This is a genomic window from Parashewanella spongiae, from assembly GCF_004358345.1.
GTDB lineage: Bacteria > Pseudomonadota > Gammaproteobacteria > Enterobacterales > Shewanellaceae > Parashewanella > Parashewanella spongiae.
This window is the reverse complement of sequence record NZ_CP037952.1, coordinates 5,271,409-5,288,452: the sequence shown is the minus strand read 5'-3', so window position 1 is coordinate 5,288,452 and position 17,044 is coordinate 5,271,409. Positions and strand designations below refer to the sequence as shown.

Annotated in this window: 17 protein-coding genes; 9 read left to right on the top strand and 8 right to left on the bottom strand. The window is 40.7% G+C overall.

The features are described 5' to 3' along the window. Positions 1-106 precede the first annotated feature (106 nt). Entirely contained in the window at positions 107-718 is a 612-nt protein-coding gene (locus E2I05_RS20945) for a transposase (RefSeq protein WP_133309832.1), read from the bottom strand. 105 nt (positions 719-823) lie between these two features. Then, a complete protein-coding gene (locus tag E2I05_RS20940) occupies positions 824-1,297 on the bottom strand; it encodes an IS110 family transposase (RefSeq protein ID WP_133309831.1) in 474 nt (157 codons plus the stop codon). 318 nt (positions 1,298-1,615) lie between these two features. On the opposite strand from E2I05_RS20940, the gene E2I05_RS20935 reads away from it, so the two are divergent. After that, complete coding sequence (locus E2I05_RS20935) at positions 1,616-1,957, top strand: group II intron maturase-specific domain-containing protein (RefSeq protein WP_121855091.1); 342 nt, start codon at positions 1,616-1,618, stop codon at positions 1,955-1,957. 168 nt (positions 1,958-2,125) lie between these two features. Here E2I05_RS20935 and E2I05_RS20930 read toward each other — a convergent pair whose 3' ends face one another. Beyond that, positions 2,126-2,752, bottom strand: coding sequence for an energy transducer TonB (locus E2I05_RS20930; protein ID WP_165905574.1), 627 nt, complete (start codon positions 2,750-2,752; stop codon positions 2,126-2,128). 556 nt (positions 2,753-3,308) lie between these two features. Here E2I05_RS20930 and E2I05_RS20925 point away from each other — a divergent pair. The 4 genes from E2I05_RS20925 to E2I05_RS20910 all read left to right on the top strand — a co-directional run bounded on the left by E2I05_RS20925 (position 3,309) and on the right by E2I05_RS20910 (position 6,883). Beyond that, positions 3,309-4,025 carry a hypothetical protein gene (locus E2I05_RS20925; RefSeq protein WP_121855089.1) on the top strand — a complete coding sequence of 239 codons (717 nt, stop codon included), beginning with the start codon at positions 3,309-3,311 and terminating at the stop codon, positions 4,023-4,025. 1 nt (position 4,026) lies between these two features. Further along, positions 4,027-5,184, top strand: a complete 1,158-nt coding sequence (locus E2I05_RS20920) for an iron-containing alcohol dehydrogenase (protein WP_121855088.1) — start codon at positions 4,027-4,029, stop codon at positions 5,182-5,184. 128 nt (positions 5,185-5,312) lie between these two features. Beyond that, positions 5,313-5,825 carry a DUF4124 domain-containing protein gene (locus E2I05_RS20915; protein WP_165905573.1) on the top strand — a complete coding sequence of 171 codons (513 nt, stop codon included), beginning with the start codon at positions 5,313-5,315 and terminating at the stop codon, positions 5,823-5,825. A 425-nt stretch (positions 5,826-6,250) separates the two neighbouring features. Next, positions 6,251-6,883 carry a class I SAM-dependent methyltransferase gene (locus E2I05_RS20910; RefSeq protein WP_121855086.1) on the top strand — a complete coding sequence of 211 codons (633 nt, stop codon included), beginning with the start codon at positions 6,251-6,253 and terminating at the stop codon, positions 6,881-6,883. A gap of 79 nt (positions 6,884-6,962) precedes the next feature. On the opposite strand, the gene E2I05_RS20905 is transcribed toward E2I05_RS20910, so the two are convergent. Next, the gene (locus E2I05_RS20905) at positions 6,963-8,030 is read right to left on the bottom strand and encodes an IS4 family transposase (protein ID WP_133309830.1); all 1,068 of its coding nucleotides are present in this window, start codon (positions 8,028-8,030) and stop codon (positions 6,963-6,965) included. A gap of 951 nt (positions 8,031-8,981) precedes the next feature. On the opposite strand from E2I05_RS20905, the gene E2I05_RS20900 reads away from it, so the two are divergent. Further along, positions 8,982-9,233: a YkgJ family cysteine cluster protein gene (locus E2I05_RS20900; RefSeq protein ID WP_121854666.1), complete on the top strand. Its 252-nt coding sequence runs from the start codon at positions 8,982-8,984 to the stop codon at positions 9,231-9,233. Between the two features lie 3 nt (positions 9,234-9,236). Here E2I05_RS20900 and E2I05_RS20895 read toward each other — a convergent pair whose 3' ends face one another. The 4 genes from E2I05_RS20895 to gpmM all read right to left on the bottom strand — a co-directional run bounded on the left by E2I05_RS20895 (position 9,237) and on the right by gpmM (position 13,984). Next, a complete protein-coding gene (locus tag E2I05_RS20895) occupies positions 9,237-9,977 on the bottom strand; it encodes a divergent polysaccharide deacetylase family protein (RefSeq protein ID WP_121854667.1) in 741 nt (246 codons plus the stop codon). Between the two features lie 6 nt (positions 9,978-9,983). After that, entirely contained in the window at positions 9,984-11,159 is a 1,176-nt protein-coding gene (locus E2I05_RS20890; protein ID WP_121854668.1) for a S41 family peptidase, read from the bottom strand. Positions 11,160-11,188: 29 nt separating this feature from the next. Beyond that, positions 11,189-12,328 carry a murein hydrolase activator EnvC family protein gene (locus E2I05_RS20885; protein ID WP_121854675.1) on the bottom strand — a complete coding sequence of 380 codons (1,140 nt, stop codon included), beginning with the start codon at positions 12,326-12,328 and terminating at the stop codon, positions 11,189-11,191. 123 nt (positions 12,329-12,451) lie between these two features. Next, positions 12,452-13,984 (bottom strand): 2,3-bisphosphoglycerate-independent phosphoglycerate mutase, encoded by a 1,533-nt coding sequence (gpmM, locus tag E2I05_RS20880; protein WP_121854669.1) that lies wholly within the window; start codon positions 13,982-13,984, stop codon positions 12,452-12,454. A gap of 809 nt (positions 13,985-14,793) precedes the next feature. Between gpmM and E2I05_RS20875 the strand changes: the two genes are divergently transcribed. From E2I05_RS20875 to gpsA, 3 genes are all read left to right on the top strand, one after another. After that, positions 14,794-15,228, top strand: coding sequence for a rhodanese-like domain-containing protein (locus E2I05_RS20875; RefSeq protein ID WP_121854670.1), 435 nt, complete (start codon positions 14,794-14,796; stop codon positions 15,226-15,228). Between the two features lie 298 nt (positions 15,229-15,526). Next, entirely contained in the window at positions 15,527-16,027 is a 501-nt protein-coding gene (gene secB, locus E2I05_RS20870; protein ID WP_121854671.1) for a protein-export chaperone SecB, read from the top strand. Positions 16,028-16,030: 3 nt separating this feature from the next. Next, positions 16,031-17,044: an NAD(P)H-dependent glycerol-3-phosphate dehydrogenase gene (gene gpsA / locus E2I05_RS20865; RefSeq protein WP_121854672.1), complete on the top strand. Its 1,014-nt coding sequence runs from the start codon at positions 16,031-16,033 to the stop codon at positions 17,042-17,044.

The following is a 17,044-nucleotide window of genomic DNA, read 5'->3' as shown; positions in this document are numbered from 1 at the left end:
CCTCGTAGTTAATATCTGGGTCAAAATAGGCTTTCCTTCGGCTTAATACTGTGTAGATAATACGTAAAAGTTTGTGGGCGATAGCAATGATACTTCTCTTGTGTCCTCAACGGATGACCAAACCTTGGTACTTGCCTTTGAATTGACTTTTCGTCTTAACGGCAGCATTAGCTACTTCACACAAGAGTGTTTTGACCATTTTGTTTCCTTTACGCATTCGCCCACTTTTTCTTTTTCCTGCACTTTCATTATTTCCCGGACATAAACCTGCCCATGAGCTGATACCCTTCATTCCATCGAAGCAACTCATGTCGTCACCGATTTCACCAATAAGACAAGCTGCACTGATAACACTAGTGCTCGGTATCGTTTGCAAAAGTTCCAGAGCCTCATTCCACGGTTTTATCGTTTCAATAATTAAGGTTTCTAGCTCAGCAAGCTGCTTCTCTAGAAACTCAATGTGACTTTTGATATTACGCAAGATATAAAGGTGTGACGGAGTAAGAGTTTCGTCCATACTCGCCATAAGTTCACTTCTATCGGCTTTCAGTCTTGGGTCGACCATTTTTATCAAGTCACACAATGGCTTTCCTTCAATCAGACCGTTCACGAGTATTTGCCCTGATTTCCCGTTAATGTCGCTAATAAACCCGCCCAGACGAATACCAGCATCATCTAAGGGACGTGGCGGAAGAATGTATACCAATTTTATCGTCACTCCTGCGAACGCAGGAGTCCAGAGTCTTTGGTTAATTTGGGCACAAGTCGCTGGATACCTGCGTTCGCAGGTATGACAAATTAAGCGTTGAAATTTAAAGTGGTATTATTTGAACTGCGACATCCCTAAGGTTTTATGTAATAGATTTTTCTCATTACTCAATTCCTTTTTTTGTTTGTCTCTTCTGCGAGTCAGTAATCTGAGTTGCTCCTGCTGTGGCGCTGGAACGAAACTTGACCGAACGAGTCCATAGTGACCGAGTGAAGCGAGCCATTGACTGTTAATGACATCTGTCTTTCGACCGGGAACATTCTTGACATGTCTTGCATTAACGACCTGCGTTTTTATGCCAGTAGTAACAAGTGAAAGGTAGATGCTTTTCCAGTAAACACCTGTACTTTCAATTACAGCTAGCTCAATATGATGCTGCTTGAGAAAATGGCATAATTTCAAGCGTTCTTTTTTTAAAGTACCAAAGGATTGGGTGATTTCTTCAATTCCCTGCTCTGTCTCCTTGCGGATAGTGACCATCATCTTGTGGACATCTAATCCTGCACAACTTTTTACAATAGGTTCCATAAAATACTACTCCACTGAATTAAAGTGAGTAGCAGAGCCTAGTGGATAGGTTGGATTGCCAAGAACTCTAACGAGAACTGGTCATTTTACCGTTCATTCAATGCGTAAAAGCTGAAATAGCCGAGGGTACGAGCAACCATATCCAGATCAGTTTAGGTTCAGTTATGAAAACTAAAAAAAAATGCGACCACGATTTAAGCTCTGCTAATAGTTAGAATAAAACAGAAAGAATTTTCATGGTGTAGGGTGATAGAAAAATCGAAATTAAAGTAAACGCTCATGACATCTATGCCTATCATGAACGTTTAGGTTCAACGTATCAGAGGCCTCATCAAAGGAACCAGTTATATTAAGATACAAGCGTCTAAGAAGAGCCAAACAAAGCTGAAAAATAAACTCAGAGCCATAGTGAAACACCGAACTTCAAATAGGCTTGGTGTACTGATAAGTAAAGTAAATCAAGTTCTGAGAGGGTGGAAACACTATTTTGGTGGGATAGGTTATCCCAGAGCGATATTTTTCAGAATAAATGGATTTGTAGTAAACCGATTCAATCGATGGCATCGCCGCTTAAGTCAACGTCGGAGCAAGTATCTATCACGAGGTGCTTACGAAAAATTACGCCAAGCAGGTCTTGAATATTTACCCACTACAAGATGATAAGCAAAGTGAAGGAGCTGAGAGAAGTGTAACAACAGAGCCGTGTGAGGGAAATTTCATGCACGGAATCGAAGAGGGGCTGCTGGATAAACGATAGCGAAGCCAGTAGCCTACTCTACTTAAACGATACCTCTCCACTCTGGGGCGGGGTGATTTATTGAGTGAAAATTATTTATCCAATTCAAAATCCAATTGAACCCGTTGGTTTTCCTGTACAATAGCTACACCGTCCTCAACTTTTGGTTGATAGCGCCAGTTTTTAAGCGCTTTTTTCGCCGCTTTATCGAATATTTTTTTGGGATCAGAATCTAGAACTTCAGCGTTGATCACTTTACCGTCTGTGCTGATATCAAAGCCTAATACCACCCAGCCTTCTTTCCCATCACGGGCCGCATCCGCAGGGTAGAGTGGAGCGATTTTTACCAAAGCGGTTGCAGCACCATCGGTGGTTTTCATTGGAACAAATTCAGTCACTTTTGACGATGTATGAGTCAAAATTGGCATGGTCGGATTGGTAGGGGCTTCTGGTAACTTAACCACTGGTTCAGTGCCTTCTCGGACAAATTTAGCTTTTGTCGGCGTTTCTGGTTTGGGCTTCTTTTCAATCTGACGGATCTTATCTTTCGCTTTGGGTTCTTTCTCACTTGGTGCCGCACCGATAGTCGGTGTCGACGAACTAGGGTCTGTTACGGGCTGTTTATCGATTAATAGAGTCATGAAATAGAATAAAGCTAAGGTAATCACCACGGCACTGACTATCACTGTGGTTTTGCCAAATACGGTACTTTTCTCCATAATGCATTTCCTTGTTGTTGATAGAGAATCGGATGACTTATACCAATTACAGTAATTAAATTCCCAGCTCAGGGCTATGTATGTGTTCAAAGTACAAGTGAAATTGATGAAGACATAGTTATTACCGACATACAAAACTGTCGTTATTACATTGCTACGTTGAGACAATTTTGCGTAGTAATTTGAACACATACAAGCTCCCGAAGGGCAAGGCTAAAGGATTCCATTACTAGGTTACAAGTTTTTGAATTATCCCGGATAGTACTTCAAACTTGCGCCTTGTACTGAAATCCTTTAGCTCTTGCTGAGTGGGAAGTTAATTACTGTAATTGGTATTATTATTATTAATAATTATCATCTATTTATCACAAAAGAAACATTTTGTTATATGTCGACGTTGAGATTATTTGTAAAAACCACTGCATATTTATACAAATAATTACCGTTTTGTTAGCGGTATCACTGAACGAACATCTAACTCAGCGGTGCATTGCGGTGAAAATTTAGTTATCCTTAGCGGCTCAATATTTTGAATAATCTCGTCATTGGAAACTCCATGTCTTTGTCAGCAATACTTACAGAAGCGTTTCATTTTTTCCGCAACCATATTCGTCAATTAGCGATGTTGATGATGCCACTACTACTTGTCCAAGTGGGTATGCAATTATGGTTAGGCACAGAGTTCAGTGCGATGAATTTAGAAAAACCAGAGTTTGCCGCTAGTCACTTTGTGGTGATGATGGTGTTATTACTTATTTTTTCACTGTTGATCGCGTCGCTGACGTTATATCTGGATGTTCGATCTCAAGGACATGAGCCAACAACAGGGCAAGTTATGAAAGCCAGTATTGCTTTTGTTCCTCCATTACTATTAGCAGGAGTATTCTCGGCGTTAGCTATTTTGGCTCCGGTGATGATACTTGCAGCGTTCGGCCCTTTTGGGGTGATTGGATTTGGTATCAGCTTGTATATTTTCGCTAGATTATCCTACGTTAATTTTATGGTTATTACAGAAAGGCTTACACCGCTTGAAGCGATTAAAGCCAGTTTTAAAATGAGCGGCCCCATTGTACTTAAAACCCTTGCCATTGTTGGGTTGTACATTCCTATTTCGCTTGTTGGAGGCAGCTTGTCACAACTGGCGAGTAATCTAGGGTTGCCTGTACAACTTGTGGTCGAAACATTGGTCGCGTTCGTTGGGCTTTTTGTCAATATTGCGTTGTTCCGCTTATATATGATTAACCGCCCGATTCAAAATGAAGAGAGTAAATAAAATGCAAAATTTCGATTTTTATAATCCAACCCGAATTTGTTTCGGTGAAGGGCAGATCAGTAAATTGAATGATCTGGTACCTCAAAATGCAAAAGTGTTAATTTTACTCGGTGGCAATAGTGCACGTGCAAACGGCACATTAAGTGAAGTCATTACAGCACTAGGCGAGAGAGAATACGTTGAGTTTAATGGCATTGAGCCAAACCCAACCTTCGAAACCTTGATGGACGCTGTGGCTGAAGTAAAAGCACACAAAATTGATTTCTTACTTGCGGTTGGCGGTGGCAGTGTCATCGATGGCACCAAATTTGTCGCAGCAGCCGCAAAATATGAAGGTGATGCGTGGGACATTATGACCAGCTTTGGGGCTAAGGTTGAAAGTGCAATGCCATTTGGGAGTGTGTTAACACTGCCTGCGACAGGTTCAGAGATGAACAGTGGCAGTGTGGTCACAAAAAAATCAATAAAAGCAAAACTGCCATTCATGAGCCCTCACGTATTCCCGCAGTTTTCGGTTTTAGATCCAGTGAAGACTTATACTTTGCCTGAACGACAAATTGCAAACGGTGTTGTGGATGCCTTTGTACATACGACTGAACAATACTTGACGTATCCAGTGGATGCGGCAATTCAAGATAGATTTGCAGAAGGGATTTTGCTGACGCTTATTGAACAAGGCCCTAAAGCACTTGAGAAGCCAATGGATTATGATGTACGCGCTAACTTAATGTGGGCGGCGACATCAGCACTTAATGGCACCATTGGCGCGGGAGTACCTCAAGATTGGGCAACGCATATGATTGGCCATGAATTGACAGCACTGCATGATATTGATCACGCTAGAACACTCGCTATCGTATTGCCTTCACTTTTGCGTCATACTAAAGTAGCGAAAAAAGAGAAACTGCTGCAATACGCAGAGCGAGTTTGGGGCATTAACTCAGGCAATGATGATGAGCGAATTGATGCCGCCATTGATAAAACCCAAGATTTTTTTGAAGAGTTAGGGATCAAGACTCGTTTGCGTGACTATCAATTGAATGACACACACATTGATGCACTTGTAGAGCAGCTTAATACCCACGGTATGGTGGCGCTTGGTGAGCATCAGAACATCGACTTAGTGAAAAGTCGTGAAATTTTGGTTGGAGCCTTGTAAACCAACTCAAACTGAAATTATGCCATTCGTACTGATTAGTTGTGTTGGCTTTGAGAATATTCGCAAAGAGAATGTTCAATGTCTAACAGAGTTAATGAGTATGAAAGGCATTACATAAGGATATGATTATGCGCCTTGTTATCTTAGGTTTGTTGCTGCTCACTGCGATTGCAGATGCAGCTATATACAAGTGGACGGACAAAAATGGCAAGGTGCATTACAGTGACACGCCAATAGATGGGGCTGAAGTTGTCACACCAGCAGAAAACACCTTGAATAAGATCAATCGCTCTAAAGTTTCTCCAACGCCGTCTATAACACCAAAAGTCAATCAGACGAGTTATCAAGTACACATTGTCTCACCGCAGGATCAAGCTGCTTTACGCGTCAATAACGGTGACTTTGATGTTAATGCAAGAGTCAGTCCTAAATTGTCAGATTCGCAAACCCTGCAATTGACTGTAGATGGTACTAGGTACGGTGAACCTCAGCGTCACGGCTATTTTTCACTGACAAATGTCGATCGCGGTGAACATGTTATTGTCGTTCAACTGTTGAGTGCTGAAGGTAAAGTACTTGTGCAAAGCCAGCCGACTACCGTTTATGTACATCGGTTTTCAAAACTGTTTAAAACAAACTAGTTTGATTTAGATAGTATTATTGTTTCAACTGTTTGTGTTCTCATCAATGAGCACAGCGAAGGCTCAATGATCAGTCTTGTACATACAATAAAAACCTTTGAGGGGAATCAGCAGGTTTTTTTATGCCTTTATTTCGGATTGAACTCAGAAGCCACCATAGCTCAAACTCTATAAGTAAACCTAAATAAATCAGTTGGGAGTGTTCATATGCGCAGAAAAAATTACTGATAGCAAGGCATTAACAGCAGCAAGTAGTGGTTGTACTTGAAAAATTTATAACTCAGCTAGCGGTGATTTTGGTAAGTATATGAATGTTCAGCACTCACCTGATGGGTGAATTTTGGTTGTTTAATTTTGTATTTAACTTCAATAAATTAAAGTTAAATTGTGCGTTCAACCGATTTATTTAGGGTAAAGGATTAAAAATGGATAAATATACGGTAACGGTTTCAACATTTAATAAGCGGGCGAAGCAGTATCAAGACAAATATATGGATTTTGATTTTTATCTTGATACTTACGACAGGTTTTGTGAGTTAGTTCCCAAGGTGAAGGCGCATATTCTTGATATTGGTTGCGGACCGGGAAATATTGCCAAATATTTATTAAAAAAACGCGCTGATTATCGAATACACGGCATTGACTTGGCACCTAAAATGATTGAGTTAGCCATACTAAATAATCCTTCTGCTAGTTTTGATGTGATGGATATTCGTTCCATCATTCAGCTTAAAAATGAATATGATGCCGTCATTTGTGGTTTCTGTACGCCGTACCTATCTAAAAAGGATGTTGAACATTTGATCAACAACGTCCGTGGTTTATTAAAAAAATCAGGGATCTTGTACATCAGTACAATGGAAGATATAGACGCTCGATCTGGCTATCAAACATCAAGCTCTGGCGATAAAGTTTATACTCATTATCACCAAGGTGAGCATTTCAAAAAGTTGCTAGAAAAGAATAATTTTGAAGTGCTAGAGGTAACTCGAAAGGCATTTCCGAGCGGTGCAGAAATTCCGACGACGGATATGTTTATTTATGCCAAAGCGATGTAGTCTGAGTAATGCAAATAATAATTGTCAGATATTAGTAAAACCAAACCTTTACTTGATCACCCATTTAGCTCAGCCAAAGTTACAACAAATGAACATCAATTTCCTTACGCACCATATCTGGACTACCACACCTTAAAATATCCATTTTCATCATGGTCTTGATTGACCTAAAATCCAACTCGATATGCCATCGTGAAACGTATAAATCAATAATATCTTGCTTCGGATAGACTTCTTTAACCGTGAGGGTGGTAACAATGATACGTTTCTTTGTTCCTACCATTCTGACGATAAGCTCTTCTGGCACTTGAGCGTAATCCTCTGGGGTCATCCATTCTGGACAGGATGGACGAATTAGCTTAAATAAACCATCTCGCTTACCCAGCTTTTCTTCACAGGTTCTGAAATCGACATTTCTGGCTCCGTTTTTTTCGAAAACAGCATCAACGCCTAACCCCATTAGTCCTACAAGAACAAAGTAGTTTTCGAAATTAGCATCTCCCAGCACAATGTCACCTTGTTTCAAGTCTGACTGCATACTTCTTAATAGTGCCTGCTCGCCAGTACCTTTCCCTTTACAAGGTGAAACAGCCGAGTCAATGACTGCACCGCTTCCCAAAGAAATTAACACTAAAATCCGCAGCTGAGGAAAGCCCAGCCCTTCTTTTTGTGATTTAGGTTGAGGGAATTGGGCTTGGTTCTCGTCCGTATCAGGCATAGATAGTGTTGATCCGTCAGTTAATAGCACTCTACGGCCATGCCACAAGTATTTCCCTTGAATCGCTTCATCTAAGTTTTTTCCTGATTTCTTCAATAGCGATTTAATTGACTCTGGAGATAACCGTTTTCTTGCTTTGCAGTAGGGACCTGTAATTGTGCTGTTTTTCTCTCGACCTATAGCAATTTGATCTCTAGCGTCACTGATTAGTGTGCAACGACAAGACTTGTTTTCACTGGCAACTTGCTTCATGAAAAGCGAAAGAGTGTGGCAAGCGGGATATTTGCGTACTCTTTGAGTATTATCTTTTTGAAAATCTTCTAAATCTTGCAGAGTGAGAATTGAAGAAAGTTCATCCTCTTCCGTTTGAGCAAAGCGACGTAACAATTCTGGGGCATCATTGAAGAATTGGCGAGTTGTAGTATTCATGGCGTGACACTAGAAAAACCTTAATCTGTATGATTTACTCTCTATTGTTCAATTAGTAAACCTTCAGCTAAATCTTAAGTTAGTGCCATTGGGTTATAAGCCACCATTTAACCTAGAAACATCAGTTGACTGCGTTATCAAGCGTAGAAAAAATGGCTGATAGTAAGGCGTAGTTTGCAGCAAGTAGTTATTCTACTTGCAAAAGTTACAACGCAGATAGCAGTCATTTTAGCAAGCTTGTGAGCGTAGAGCATTTCACTCATTGGATGAAAAACATGATAATAAAATCATCGTATTGCTCAAACAGTTACTCGTATACTCAGCGTTCAACTGATGTTTTTAGGTTTAAGTTCATTCAAATGATGAAGTGGAAGAACGCAAGTAGTCCACTCTCTCATTATGCAATGCCGAATAAATGGTTTGCAGAGATGGGGCTATACAATCTTGAAGAAGTACGAACGGGCTATGTGCTCAGTACAAAGTAATTGAATAAAATTAAGCAGGAGCCGTATACGAGACCTGTACGTACGGTTCTGTGTGAGGGATGGGGCACTAACGCCTCACCCTACTCGATGTGTATTAAAAATCTTAATTTTAGCATTTCAGTATTTGTTCATAATCTGCTTTACCCTAAATAAACCGGTTGGGAGCGTTCATATATGCAGAAAAAATTATTGATAGCAAGGCATGAATAGCAGCAAGTAGTGGTTACCGACATACAAAACTGTCGTTACTTCGTTTCTACTTGTAAAATTTATAACGCAGCTAGCGGTGATTTTGGCAAGTATATGAATGTTCAGCACTCACCTGATGGGTGAATTTGGGTTGTTTAATCTTGTATTTAACTTCAATAGATTAAAGTTAAATTGTGCGTTCAACTGATATATTTAGGTTTCTAGTCGTTATATTAAAAAGCGTTGACCAGTTAGACGTTAACCTCTGGAGTAAATTATGGAATGTCGTTTAGCTTGTGGGGCCTGTTGTATCGCACCTTCTATCTCAAGTCCGATACCTGGCATGCCCAAAGGTAAATTGCCCGGTGAACGCTGCGTGCAATTATCGGATGACAATTTATGTAAACTTTTTGGTCAAGATAATCGTCCTGTTGTGTGCGGGCTTTTTGAGGCTACAGCTGATGTTTGTGGACACTCAGATAAAGAAGCTTTGTGGTTGATATCTGCTTTAGAAATCGAGACCAGTTAAGTTTTATTCAGTGTTTTTTGTTAATAACTGCGGCTCAAAAAGCGTTGATGCAGGGACAATCTTAATCCCCTCTTGAGTTAAACGATGCAAATTCGCATTAAGAAAATTGATGGTTTGTTTATGAGGATGAGCAATTACGACAACTTTTTGTTTATTTTTGGCGGAAGTGAACAGAAGCTTAAACTGCTTTTCCAGTCCTTGCTGGCTGAGATCGTTATCTAAAAAAATTTCTCTTTTTAAGTTGGGAACATCAAAGCGATCGGCGACAATTCTTGCTCTGGTATAGCGCGTAGTACTGCTGTCAATGAAGTAAAGCTTGTGTCGATTCAGTGTTTCCATTACCCATGACATAGGTAATTCTAATTGAGTTAATAAACTACCCATATGATTATTGAGTCCTTTTGCCTGAGGAATGCTCAATATGGCTTGTTCAATCGTTTTATTGATCTGCTGCTTGTTCATACTGCTATCAATTCCACCTAAGCCTAGCCGTTTGCCATTAAGTGATTGCATCGGAAAATGAAGCATTATCTCATGACCTTTCTGATGAGCGGCATCTGCTAATTCATTAGCTAACGGGGTAAAAGGTAATATGGACAAGGTTATTTGTGATGGTAAAGAAAGTACTTTTCTATCAGATTGCTGATAGCCAACATCATCAATAATTATTGCAATTTGAGCCGAAAATGCATTGTGACTCGACAATACAAAGACAAAAAATATCACGTTCCGTATGAGTTTCATGAATGGTTAACTTTGCTCCTTAATCCAAACTAAGGCACGATCCAGTGCATAATCATCTTGTTGGGCTTTGATTATAGTGTGATTGTTGGTTTTTTTGCCAGTAGGTAAGCTTATTTTTATATCAGGAGATATACCTTTTTGGTGAATGTTTTCACCGTTAGGTGTTAAGTATCTGGCAACGGTGAGCTTGATGCTTGTGTGCTGGTTGATCGTTGGGATAAAACTTTGAATGCTGTTTTTACCGTAACTGTTTTGCCCCATAACTATTGCACGATCATTTTGCTGCAATGCCCCTGCGAGTACTTCGGCTGCGGATGCTGTATTTTCGTCTATTAATATCAACATGGGTAAGTCGTTAAGTATACTTAGAGGTGTCGCGTTATACTCAGAGATTGCACCGCTAAAACGGCCCGTAGTTGAAGTTATGGTACCTTTCTCAATGAATAAGTCAGCAACTTTGATGGCTTGTTGTAATAAGCCTCCGGGATTGTTTCTGAGATCAATGATAATGCCTTTTAAGGCTTTGTTTTGCCACTGTGCGAGTACGGAGTTGACTTGTAGGTATGTAGAATCCTGAAAACTACTGATCTGAATATAGGCAATATCCTGTTTGAATAATTGAGCTTTCACTGAATGTATTTGAATTACCGCTGGTGTGAGTGTTATCTCTGTGGGGTGATTGGATGTTTTTAGTATCTTGAGTAAAATTGGCTGCTCGTTTCTGGCTGAATTACGAATTTGCTTAAGCACCTCTTCATAGTTTTCGTTCACCGTGAGTGCGTTAATGTGGGTAATTTGATCACCTATTTTTAACCCAGCACTTTCAGCTGGTGATGATTGAAATACATTAGTGATTTGAATCTTGTTAGGAAAGGGCTCTACTTCAAAGCCAAACCCTTTATATTGCCCGGCAGTTTGAGTGTGTTGATCGGATAATTGTTCTGGAGTTAAAAATTTTGAATGGCTATCGAGTTCAGTAAAAATTCCTTGAATGGCGGCTTGGACTAAGCGTTCTCGTGCTATGGGTTCAACGTAAAATCTTTCGACACTATCGATAACATCATACATTAATGGAAAATTGTAGGGATCATGATTTGTACTTTCTCGGCTAGCTATGCTAATCGAAATACCAATGATTAAACCGATAAATAAAAGTGAAAAGTGGCGTAATATTTTGCGCATACTGTCTCCTAATACGTGGAGATCAGGTTTTACCCTTTGCAATATAGCGCGGGATTAACGGCTTTCCCCTTGTGACGTATTTCAAAGTATAGGCCAGCTTTTGATTGTCCACCTGAACGACCTACAAGAGCCAGTGTTTCTCCTTGAGAAACTTGATCTCCTCGTGTTTTCAGCAAGGCTTGGGCATGGCCATATAAACTCATATAGCCTTTACCGTGGTCAACTACAATCAATAATCCGAATCCTTTTAGCCAATCAGCATAAATGATCTTTCCTGACGCAATGGCTTGAATGTTTCTCCCCTCTGGAGCAGTGAGCAAGACACCTTTCCAACGTACTTGGCCTCCTCTAAGATCGCCAAATTTTTCTGATAATACGCCTCTGGTGGGCCACTTTAACTTACCACGCTGTCGTGCGAGCCCAGCAAATTGATCATATTGTTTGGCCTCATGGATAGCTTGTTGAATAACTTGTTTGAGGCTGGCTTCTTCAATTTGTAGTTGCTCTAATTGTTCGGATTTACTACTTAACGTACGCTGTAATTGCGTCAACGTGAGTTGGCGTTGAGTTTTTTCTTTAGTCAATTTATTCGCTTGTTGACGTTGATTTTCAACGATTTCGGTTAATTCTGATTGCTGTACGCGTAACTCTTGCTCGGTGTCATTTAATTCATTAAGGGTAATCTTGAGCTGTTCGATGGCTTTAATGCGCGCTTTGTTGAGATACTGATAATAAGTGACTAAGCGCTCGATGCTGGATGCATCTTGTTGATTCAGTAACATTTTGGCGTAATCATGGTTTCCAGATAAATAAGCACTTTCTAGCTGCTTGGCTAGTGTGCGTTGCTGATTGTCTTTAAGATGTTCTAATTTTTTATGTTTGTCTGCGAGTGTGGATAAATTCGCACTCAAGTCTTTAATGCGCTTTTCTGAACGATTCACTTTAGCAGCAGCATCACTGATGGCCTGATCATCTTGTTTGAGTAATACAAGCAGTTTCTGGCGTTGTTTTCGAGTCTGATTGAGATCAGAGTTTTTATTATCAATTTGTTGCTGAATGATTTTGAGTTGGGTTTGGCGATTTTCGAGGGTTTCGGCCAAACTGGTAGAAAAAGGCAACAGGTAGAAGGTGAACATCAACACAAGTAATCGCCTTACAAAATCACACATAGCCTTACTATTGACTGTGTTTAGACGAGTTAAGATTAACTTCATTATCTACCTTTTAAACTGAGATTAAAAATTATGCCGCGATAATGTGGCATAATTTATGATTGAAATAACGAAATACTCTTATTCTTCAATGGTTATTATTGACTGTCCAGTCATTTCTTGTGGGATTGACTCACCCATTAAGTTCAGCATAGTCGGTGCCAAATCACTTAGGCGACCTCCTTCTTGAATTTTTCCTTTGCGGCCCACATAAGTAAGCGGTACTAATTCACTGGTATGTGCGGTGTGAGCTTGGCCAGTTTGTTCATCAGTCATTTGTTCTGCATTGCCATGATCTGCTGTGATTAAACACTCACCATCGACTTTTTTTAGAGCCGATACTACGCGGCCAATACAAGTATCAACGGCTTCACAGGCCTTAACCGCGGCATCAAAATTACCTGTATGACCGACCATATCACCATTAGGGTAATTACATATAATGGCGTCGTATTTACCGGACTCAATCGCCGCTACCAATTTGTCAGTTAGCTCTGTAGAACTCATTTCAGGTTGTAAATCATAGGTTGCCACATCAGGCGACTGAATGAGAATACGATCTTCACCTTCAAAAGGTTGCTCTTTGCCACCATTGAAGAAGAAAGTGACGTGGGCATATTTTTCGGTTTCAGAAATTCGTAATTGTGTTTTGTTACGGTTTTGAAGCACTTCACCAAAGGTATTTGCAAGATCTGTTGATGGGAAGGCGACGTTGGCATCAATATCCGTCGCATATTGTGTGAGCATGACGAAGTGAGTTTTAGGTGTGGTTTTGCGAGCAAAGCCATCGAAATCGGCATTGACAAAACTGCGGGTAATTTGGCGGGCACGATCCGCACGGAAATTCATAAAAATCAGTGCATCATTGTCACTGAGCTGATAGTCATCACCAATACGCGAAGCAGCAACAAACTCGTCATCTTCATCACGATCATAGGCGGCTTGTAATGCTTGTGCTGCATTATCATAGCAATGAGCCGACTGGCCTTGAGTGATCAGGTGGTAAGCTTGATCGACACGATCCCAACGATTATCACGATCCATGGCATAGTAACGACCGATAATTGAAGCAATGCGTCCATGACCAAGGCGTTCAAACAGTGCGTTAAAATGTACTAAGCTGTCCATTGCACTGCGAGGTGGCGTGTCTCTGCCGTCTAAAAAAGCGTGCAAATAAATTTGCTTAGCGCCTCGTTCAACGGCCATTTTACACATGGCTTCAATGTGTTCTTCGTGACTGTGCACCCCGCCTGCAGATAATAATCCCATGATATGCACGGCACCGTTGGCAGCAATGGCGTTGTCAATCGCTGTCACCAATGACTGGTTTTGATTAAACTCTTTATCTTCAATGGCCTTACTAATGCGAGTGAGTTCTTGATAGACAATGCGTCCTGAGCCTAAATTGATGTGGCCAACTTCAGAGTTACCCATTTGGCCGTAGGGTAGACCAACATCCGTGCCCGAACCTGAAATGAGGCTGGTTGGATATTGAGCGTAAAGATTATCCAAAACAGGCGTTTTTGCATGATAAATGGCATTCATGTGGGTATCTTCTCGATTGCCCCATCCATCTAAAATTAATAATGCCAACGGGCGTTTAGAAGTTGTCATGGTGTTACCTTAAAAAATAAAAAAAAAGAAATCATACCTTTGCCACCTGTGTAGAAATTAAAAACAAGGCAAAGTAACAAAGGTATAATGTGAGAATGTTAGAAGTGTACTCGATATGCAACTTTGGCAAAAGTCAGTGGATTAAAATGCGTGATCACGACCTTTTCGATATTATACCAATTACAGTAATTAATCTCTCACTCAGCAAGAGCTATAGGGTTTCAGTGCAAGGCACAAGCTAGAAATACTATATTCCCTACGGCCGCCATACAAAGCTGGCGTTCAACCTAGAAACATCAGTTGACTGCGTTCTCAAGCGTAGAAAAAATGGCTGATAGTAAGGCGTAGCTTGCAGCAAGTAGTTATTCTACTTGCAAAAGTTACAACGCAGATAGCAGTCATTTTAGCAAGCTTGTGAGCGTAGAGCATTTCACTCATTGGATGAAAAACATGATAATAAAATCATCGTATTGCTCAAACAGTTACTCGTATACTCAGCGTTCAACTGATTTTTTTAGGTTCAACGCAATTCGTGCTTTTGTCGGGATAATTCAAATGCTTGTAACGCAGTAATGGAACCCTTTAGCCTTGCCCTTTGGGAGCTTGTATGTGCTCAAATTACTTCTCAAAATTGTCTTGACGTAGAACAATTATGTCTTCATCAATTTCGATTGCACTTTGAGCACATACATAGCTCTGAGTTGAGCATTTAATTACTGTAATCGGTATTACTCAAATCTCAGTGAACTATCAGCCAACTATCGGTATACTCTCAATTATATTTTTAAATTGAATAGTGAAATTTCCGGATGCAACAATATATTGAGTTTTTTCAAGCTAACCCCATTTTGTGCTTAGCCTGGGTGGGTTTGTTTTTTGGAGTGATCTTCTCAATGATCAAAACGGCGACCCTAAAGTATAAAAATGTTAACGCTCAAGAACTAACAACATTGATCAATCGTGAAGATGCCAAAGTCATTGATGTGCGTTCGAAGGATGAATTCCGAAAAGGTCATATTGTCGATGCGCTGAATGTCCCATTATCCGAAATTAAAAATAATCAGGCACCAGCCCTTGAAAAGCTTAAAAGCAGTCCCATTATATTAGTATGTAAGGCTGGCATGACCTCGTCTCAAGCTGCTCAGCTTTTAGTTACGCAAGGTTTTGAAAATGTGCATAACTTGAAAGGTGGTATGGGTGAGTGGCAGGCAGCAAACATGCCTGTTTCGAAAAGCAAAAGATAAGGAAATGTCAGTTAGTTTTTCACAATGTGCAAACCCAATGTTTTGAAGCGTTTTTCATTCAAAGGTTGACGTGAGCGTCAAAGTGTCATAAAAAACTGGCAAGCTGATCCTGCGGTCGATAATGGTTTACCGTCTAAATTTTGACAAAAAGCCTTGTATGACTGATTAGATCTAACCCGATGTAGTCGGGAAAATAACCCGGGATGGTACTGAGATCTATACAGGTCGAGTAACACAAGCCCTGAATGATGGCTTTCAAAGAAAAGTCGAATAACAACACTTTGATAGGTAAAAGAATATGGCTGAAGAAGCAACGAACGAACAACAAGCTCCACAATTCAATATCCAACGTGTTTTTACGAAAGACTTGTCTTTCGAAACACCAAATAGCCCAGCAATTTTCCAAAAAGAATGGAATCCAGAAGTAAAGCTTGATCTTGATACAAAGAGCAACAAACTTGCTGATGATGTGTACGAAGTTATCCTTTCTTTAACGGTTACCGCTAAAGTTGGTGAAGAAACTGCTTTCCTTTGTGAAGTGCAACAAGCAGGTATCTTCTCGATTGCCGGTTTAACTGAACCACAATTGGCTCATTCTTTAGGTGCATACTGCCCAAATATCTTGTTCCCATATGCACGTGAAACGGTTGGTAGCTTAGTAGGTCGTGGTACATTCCCACAACTTAACCTTGCTCCAGTTAACTTTGATGCGCTATTTGCTCAGTATGTACAAAAGCGTCAAGAAGAAGCACAAGCCGCTGGTCAAGTTGAAGATAAAGCAGAAGAAACTCCTGCATAATTCATGACTAATCACGCTGATATAACGGTATTAGGGGCGGGCTCTTACGGCACCGCCCTTGCCATTTCTTTAGCCCGTGGTGGTCATCAGACTATGTTGTGGGGCCACAATGCTGCACATATGGGGCGTTTAGTACAACAGCGTAGTAACGATCAATTTTTACCGGGCATCGAATTTCCTGACTCTTTGCAAATCGAAGCGGACTTAGCTTTAGCTCTTGCAGCCAGTCGTAATGTATTGGTTGTAGTACCAAGTCACGTATTTGGTTCTGTGCTTGGGCAAATTAAACCACTACTGCGACATGATGCGCGTGTGGTTTGGGCTACCAAAGGGTTAGAGCCAGAAACGGGTCGTTTGCTTAAAGATGTCGCCAGAGAGCAATTGGGCGAAGATATTCCATTAGCGGTATTATCTGGTCCTACGTTTGCTAAAGAACTCGCCGCGGGGATGCCAACGGCAATTTCTGTGGCTGGCACTTGCGATGAATTCACCAACGAATTAGTCGAGCTATTGCATTGCCCATCACGCTTACGTGTATATGCAAATCCTGATTTTATTGGCTTGCAATTGGGCGGGGCAGTAAAAAATGTAATTGCGATTGGCGCAGGCATGTCTGACGGTATTGGCTTTGGTGCTAATGCACGTACCGCATTAATCACCCGCGGCTTGGTTGAACTCACTCGTTTAGGCGAAGCGGTAGGTGCGCAATCTAACACCTTTATGGGAATGGCTGGGCTTGGCGATTTAGTTCTGACCTGTACAGACAACCAATCCCGTAATCGACGTTTTGGTTTAGCCATAGGTCAAGGTAAGGATATCACAGGTGCGCAAACCGAAATCGGTCAAGTGGTTGAAGGATATCGCAATACCAAAGAAGTTTTTACTTTAGCTAAGCGTTTAGGTGTGGAAATGCCCATAACCGAGCAACTTTACCAAGTGCTCTACCAAGGTAAAGATGCAAAAGCGGTAGCAAAAGAATTACTCGGACGCGATCGCAAAAGCGAATCTTTACTGTAG

Bases quoted from the DNA above. Each gene is read 5' to 3' on its own strand.
- E2I05_RS20930 (WP_165905574.1), bottom strand. From the start codon at position 2,752: ATGGAGAAAAGTACCGTATTTGGCAAAACCACAGTGATAGTCAGTGCC.
- gpmM (WP_121854669.1), bottom strand. From the start codon at position 13,984: ATGACAACTTCTAAACGCCCGTTGGCATTATTAATTTTAGATGGATGG.
- E2I05_RS20900 (WP_121854666.1), top strand. From the start codon at position 8,982: ATGGAATGTCGTTTAGCTTGTGGGGCCTGTTGTATCGCACCTTCTATC.
- E2I05_RS20925 (WP_121855089.1), top strand. From the start codon at position 3,309: ATGTCTTTGTCAGCAATACTTACAGAAGCGTTTCATTTTTTCCGCAAC.
- E2I05_RS20885 (WP_121854675.1), bottom strand. From the start codon at position 12,328: ATGTGTGATTTTGTAAGGCGATTACTTGTGTTGATGTTCACCTTCTAC.
- E2I05_RS20940 (WP_133309831.1), bottom strand. From the start codon at position 1,297: ATGGAACCTATTGTAAAAAGTTGTGCAGGATTAGATGTCCACAAGATG.
- E2I05_RS20920 (WP_121855088.1), top strand. From the start codon at position 4,027: ATGCAAAATTTCGATTTTTATAATCCAACCCGAATTTGTTTCGGTGAA.
- E2I05_RS20905 (WP_133309830.1), bottom strand. From the start codon at position 8,030: ATGAATACTACAACTCGCCAATTCTTCAATGATGCCCCAGAATTGTTA.
- E2I05_RS20895 (WP_121854667.1), bottom strand. From the start codon at position 9,977: ATGAAACTCATACGGAACGTGATATTTTTTGTCTTTGTATTGTCGAGT.
- secB (WP_121854671.1), top strand. From the start codon at position 15,527: ATGGCTGAAGAAGCAACGAACGAACAACAAGCTCCACAATTCAATATC.
- E2I05_RS20915 (WP_165905573.1), top strand. From the start codon at position 5,313: ATGCGCCTTGTTATCTTAGGTTTGTTGCTGCTCACTGCGATTGCAGAT.
- E2I05_RS20890 (WP_121854668.1), bottom strand. From the start codon at position 11,159: ATGCGCAAAATATTACGCCACTTTTCACTTTTATTTATCGGTTTAATC.
- gpsA (WP_121854672.1), top strand. From the start codon at position 16,031: ATGACTAATCACGCTGATATAACGGTATTAGGGGCGGGCTCTTACGGC.
- E2I05_RS20910 (WP_121855086.1), top strand. From the start codon at position 6,251: ATGGATAAATATACGGTAACGGTTTCAACATTTAATAAGCGGGCGAAG.
- E2I05_RS20875 (WP_121854670.1), top strand. From the start codon at position 14,794: ATGCAACAATATATTGAGTTTTTTCAAGCTAACCCCATTTTGTGCTTA.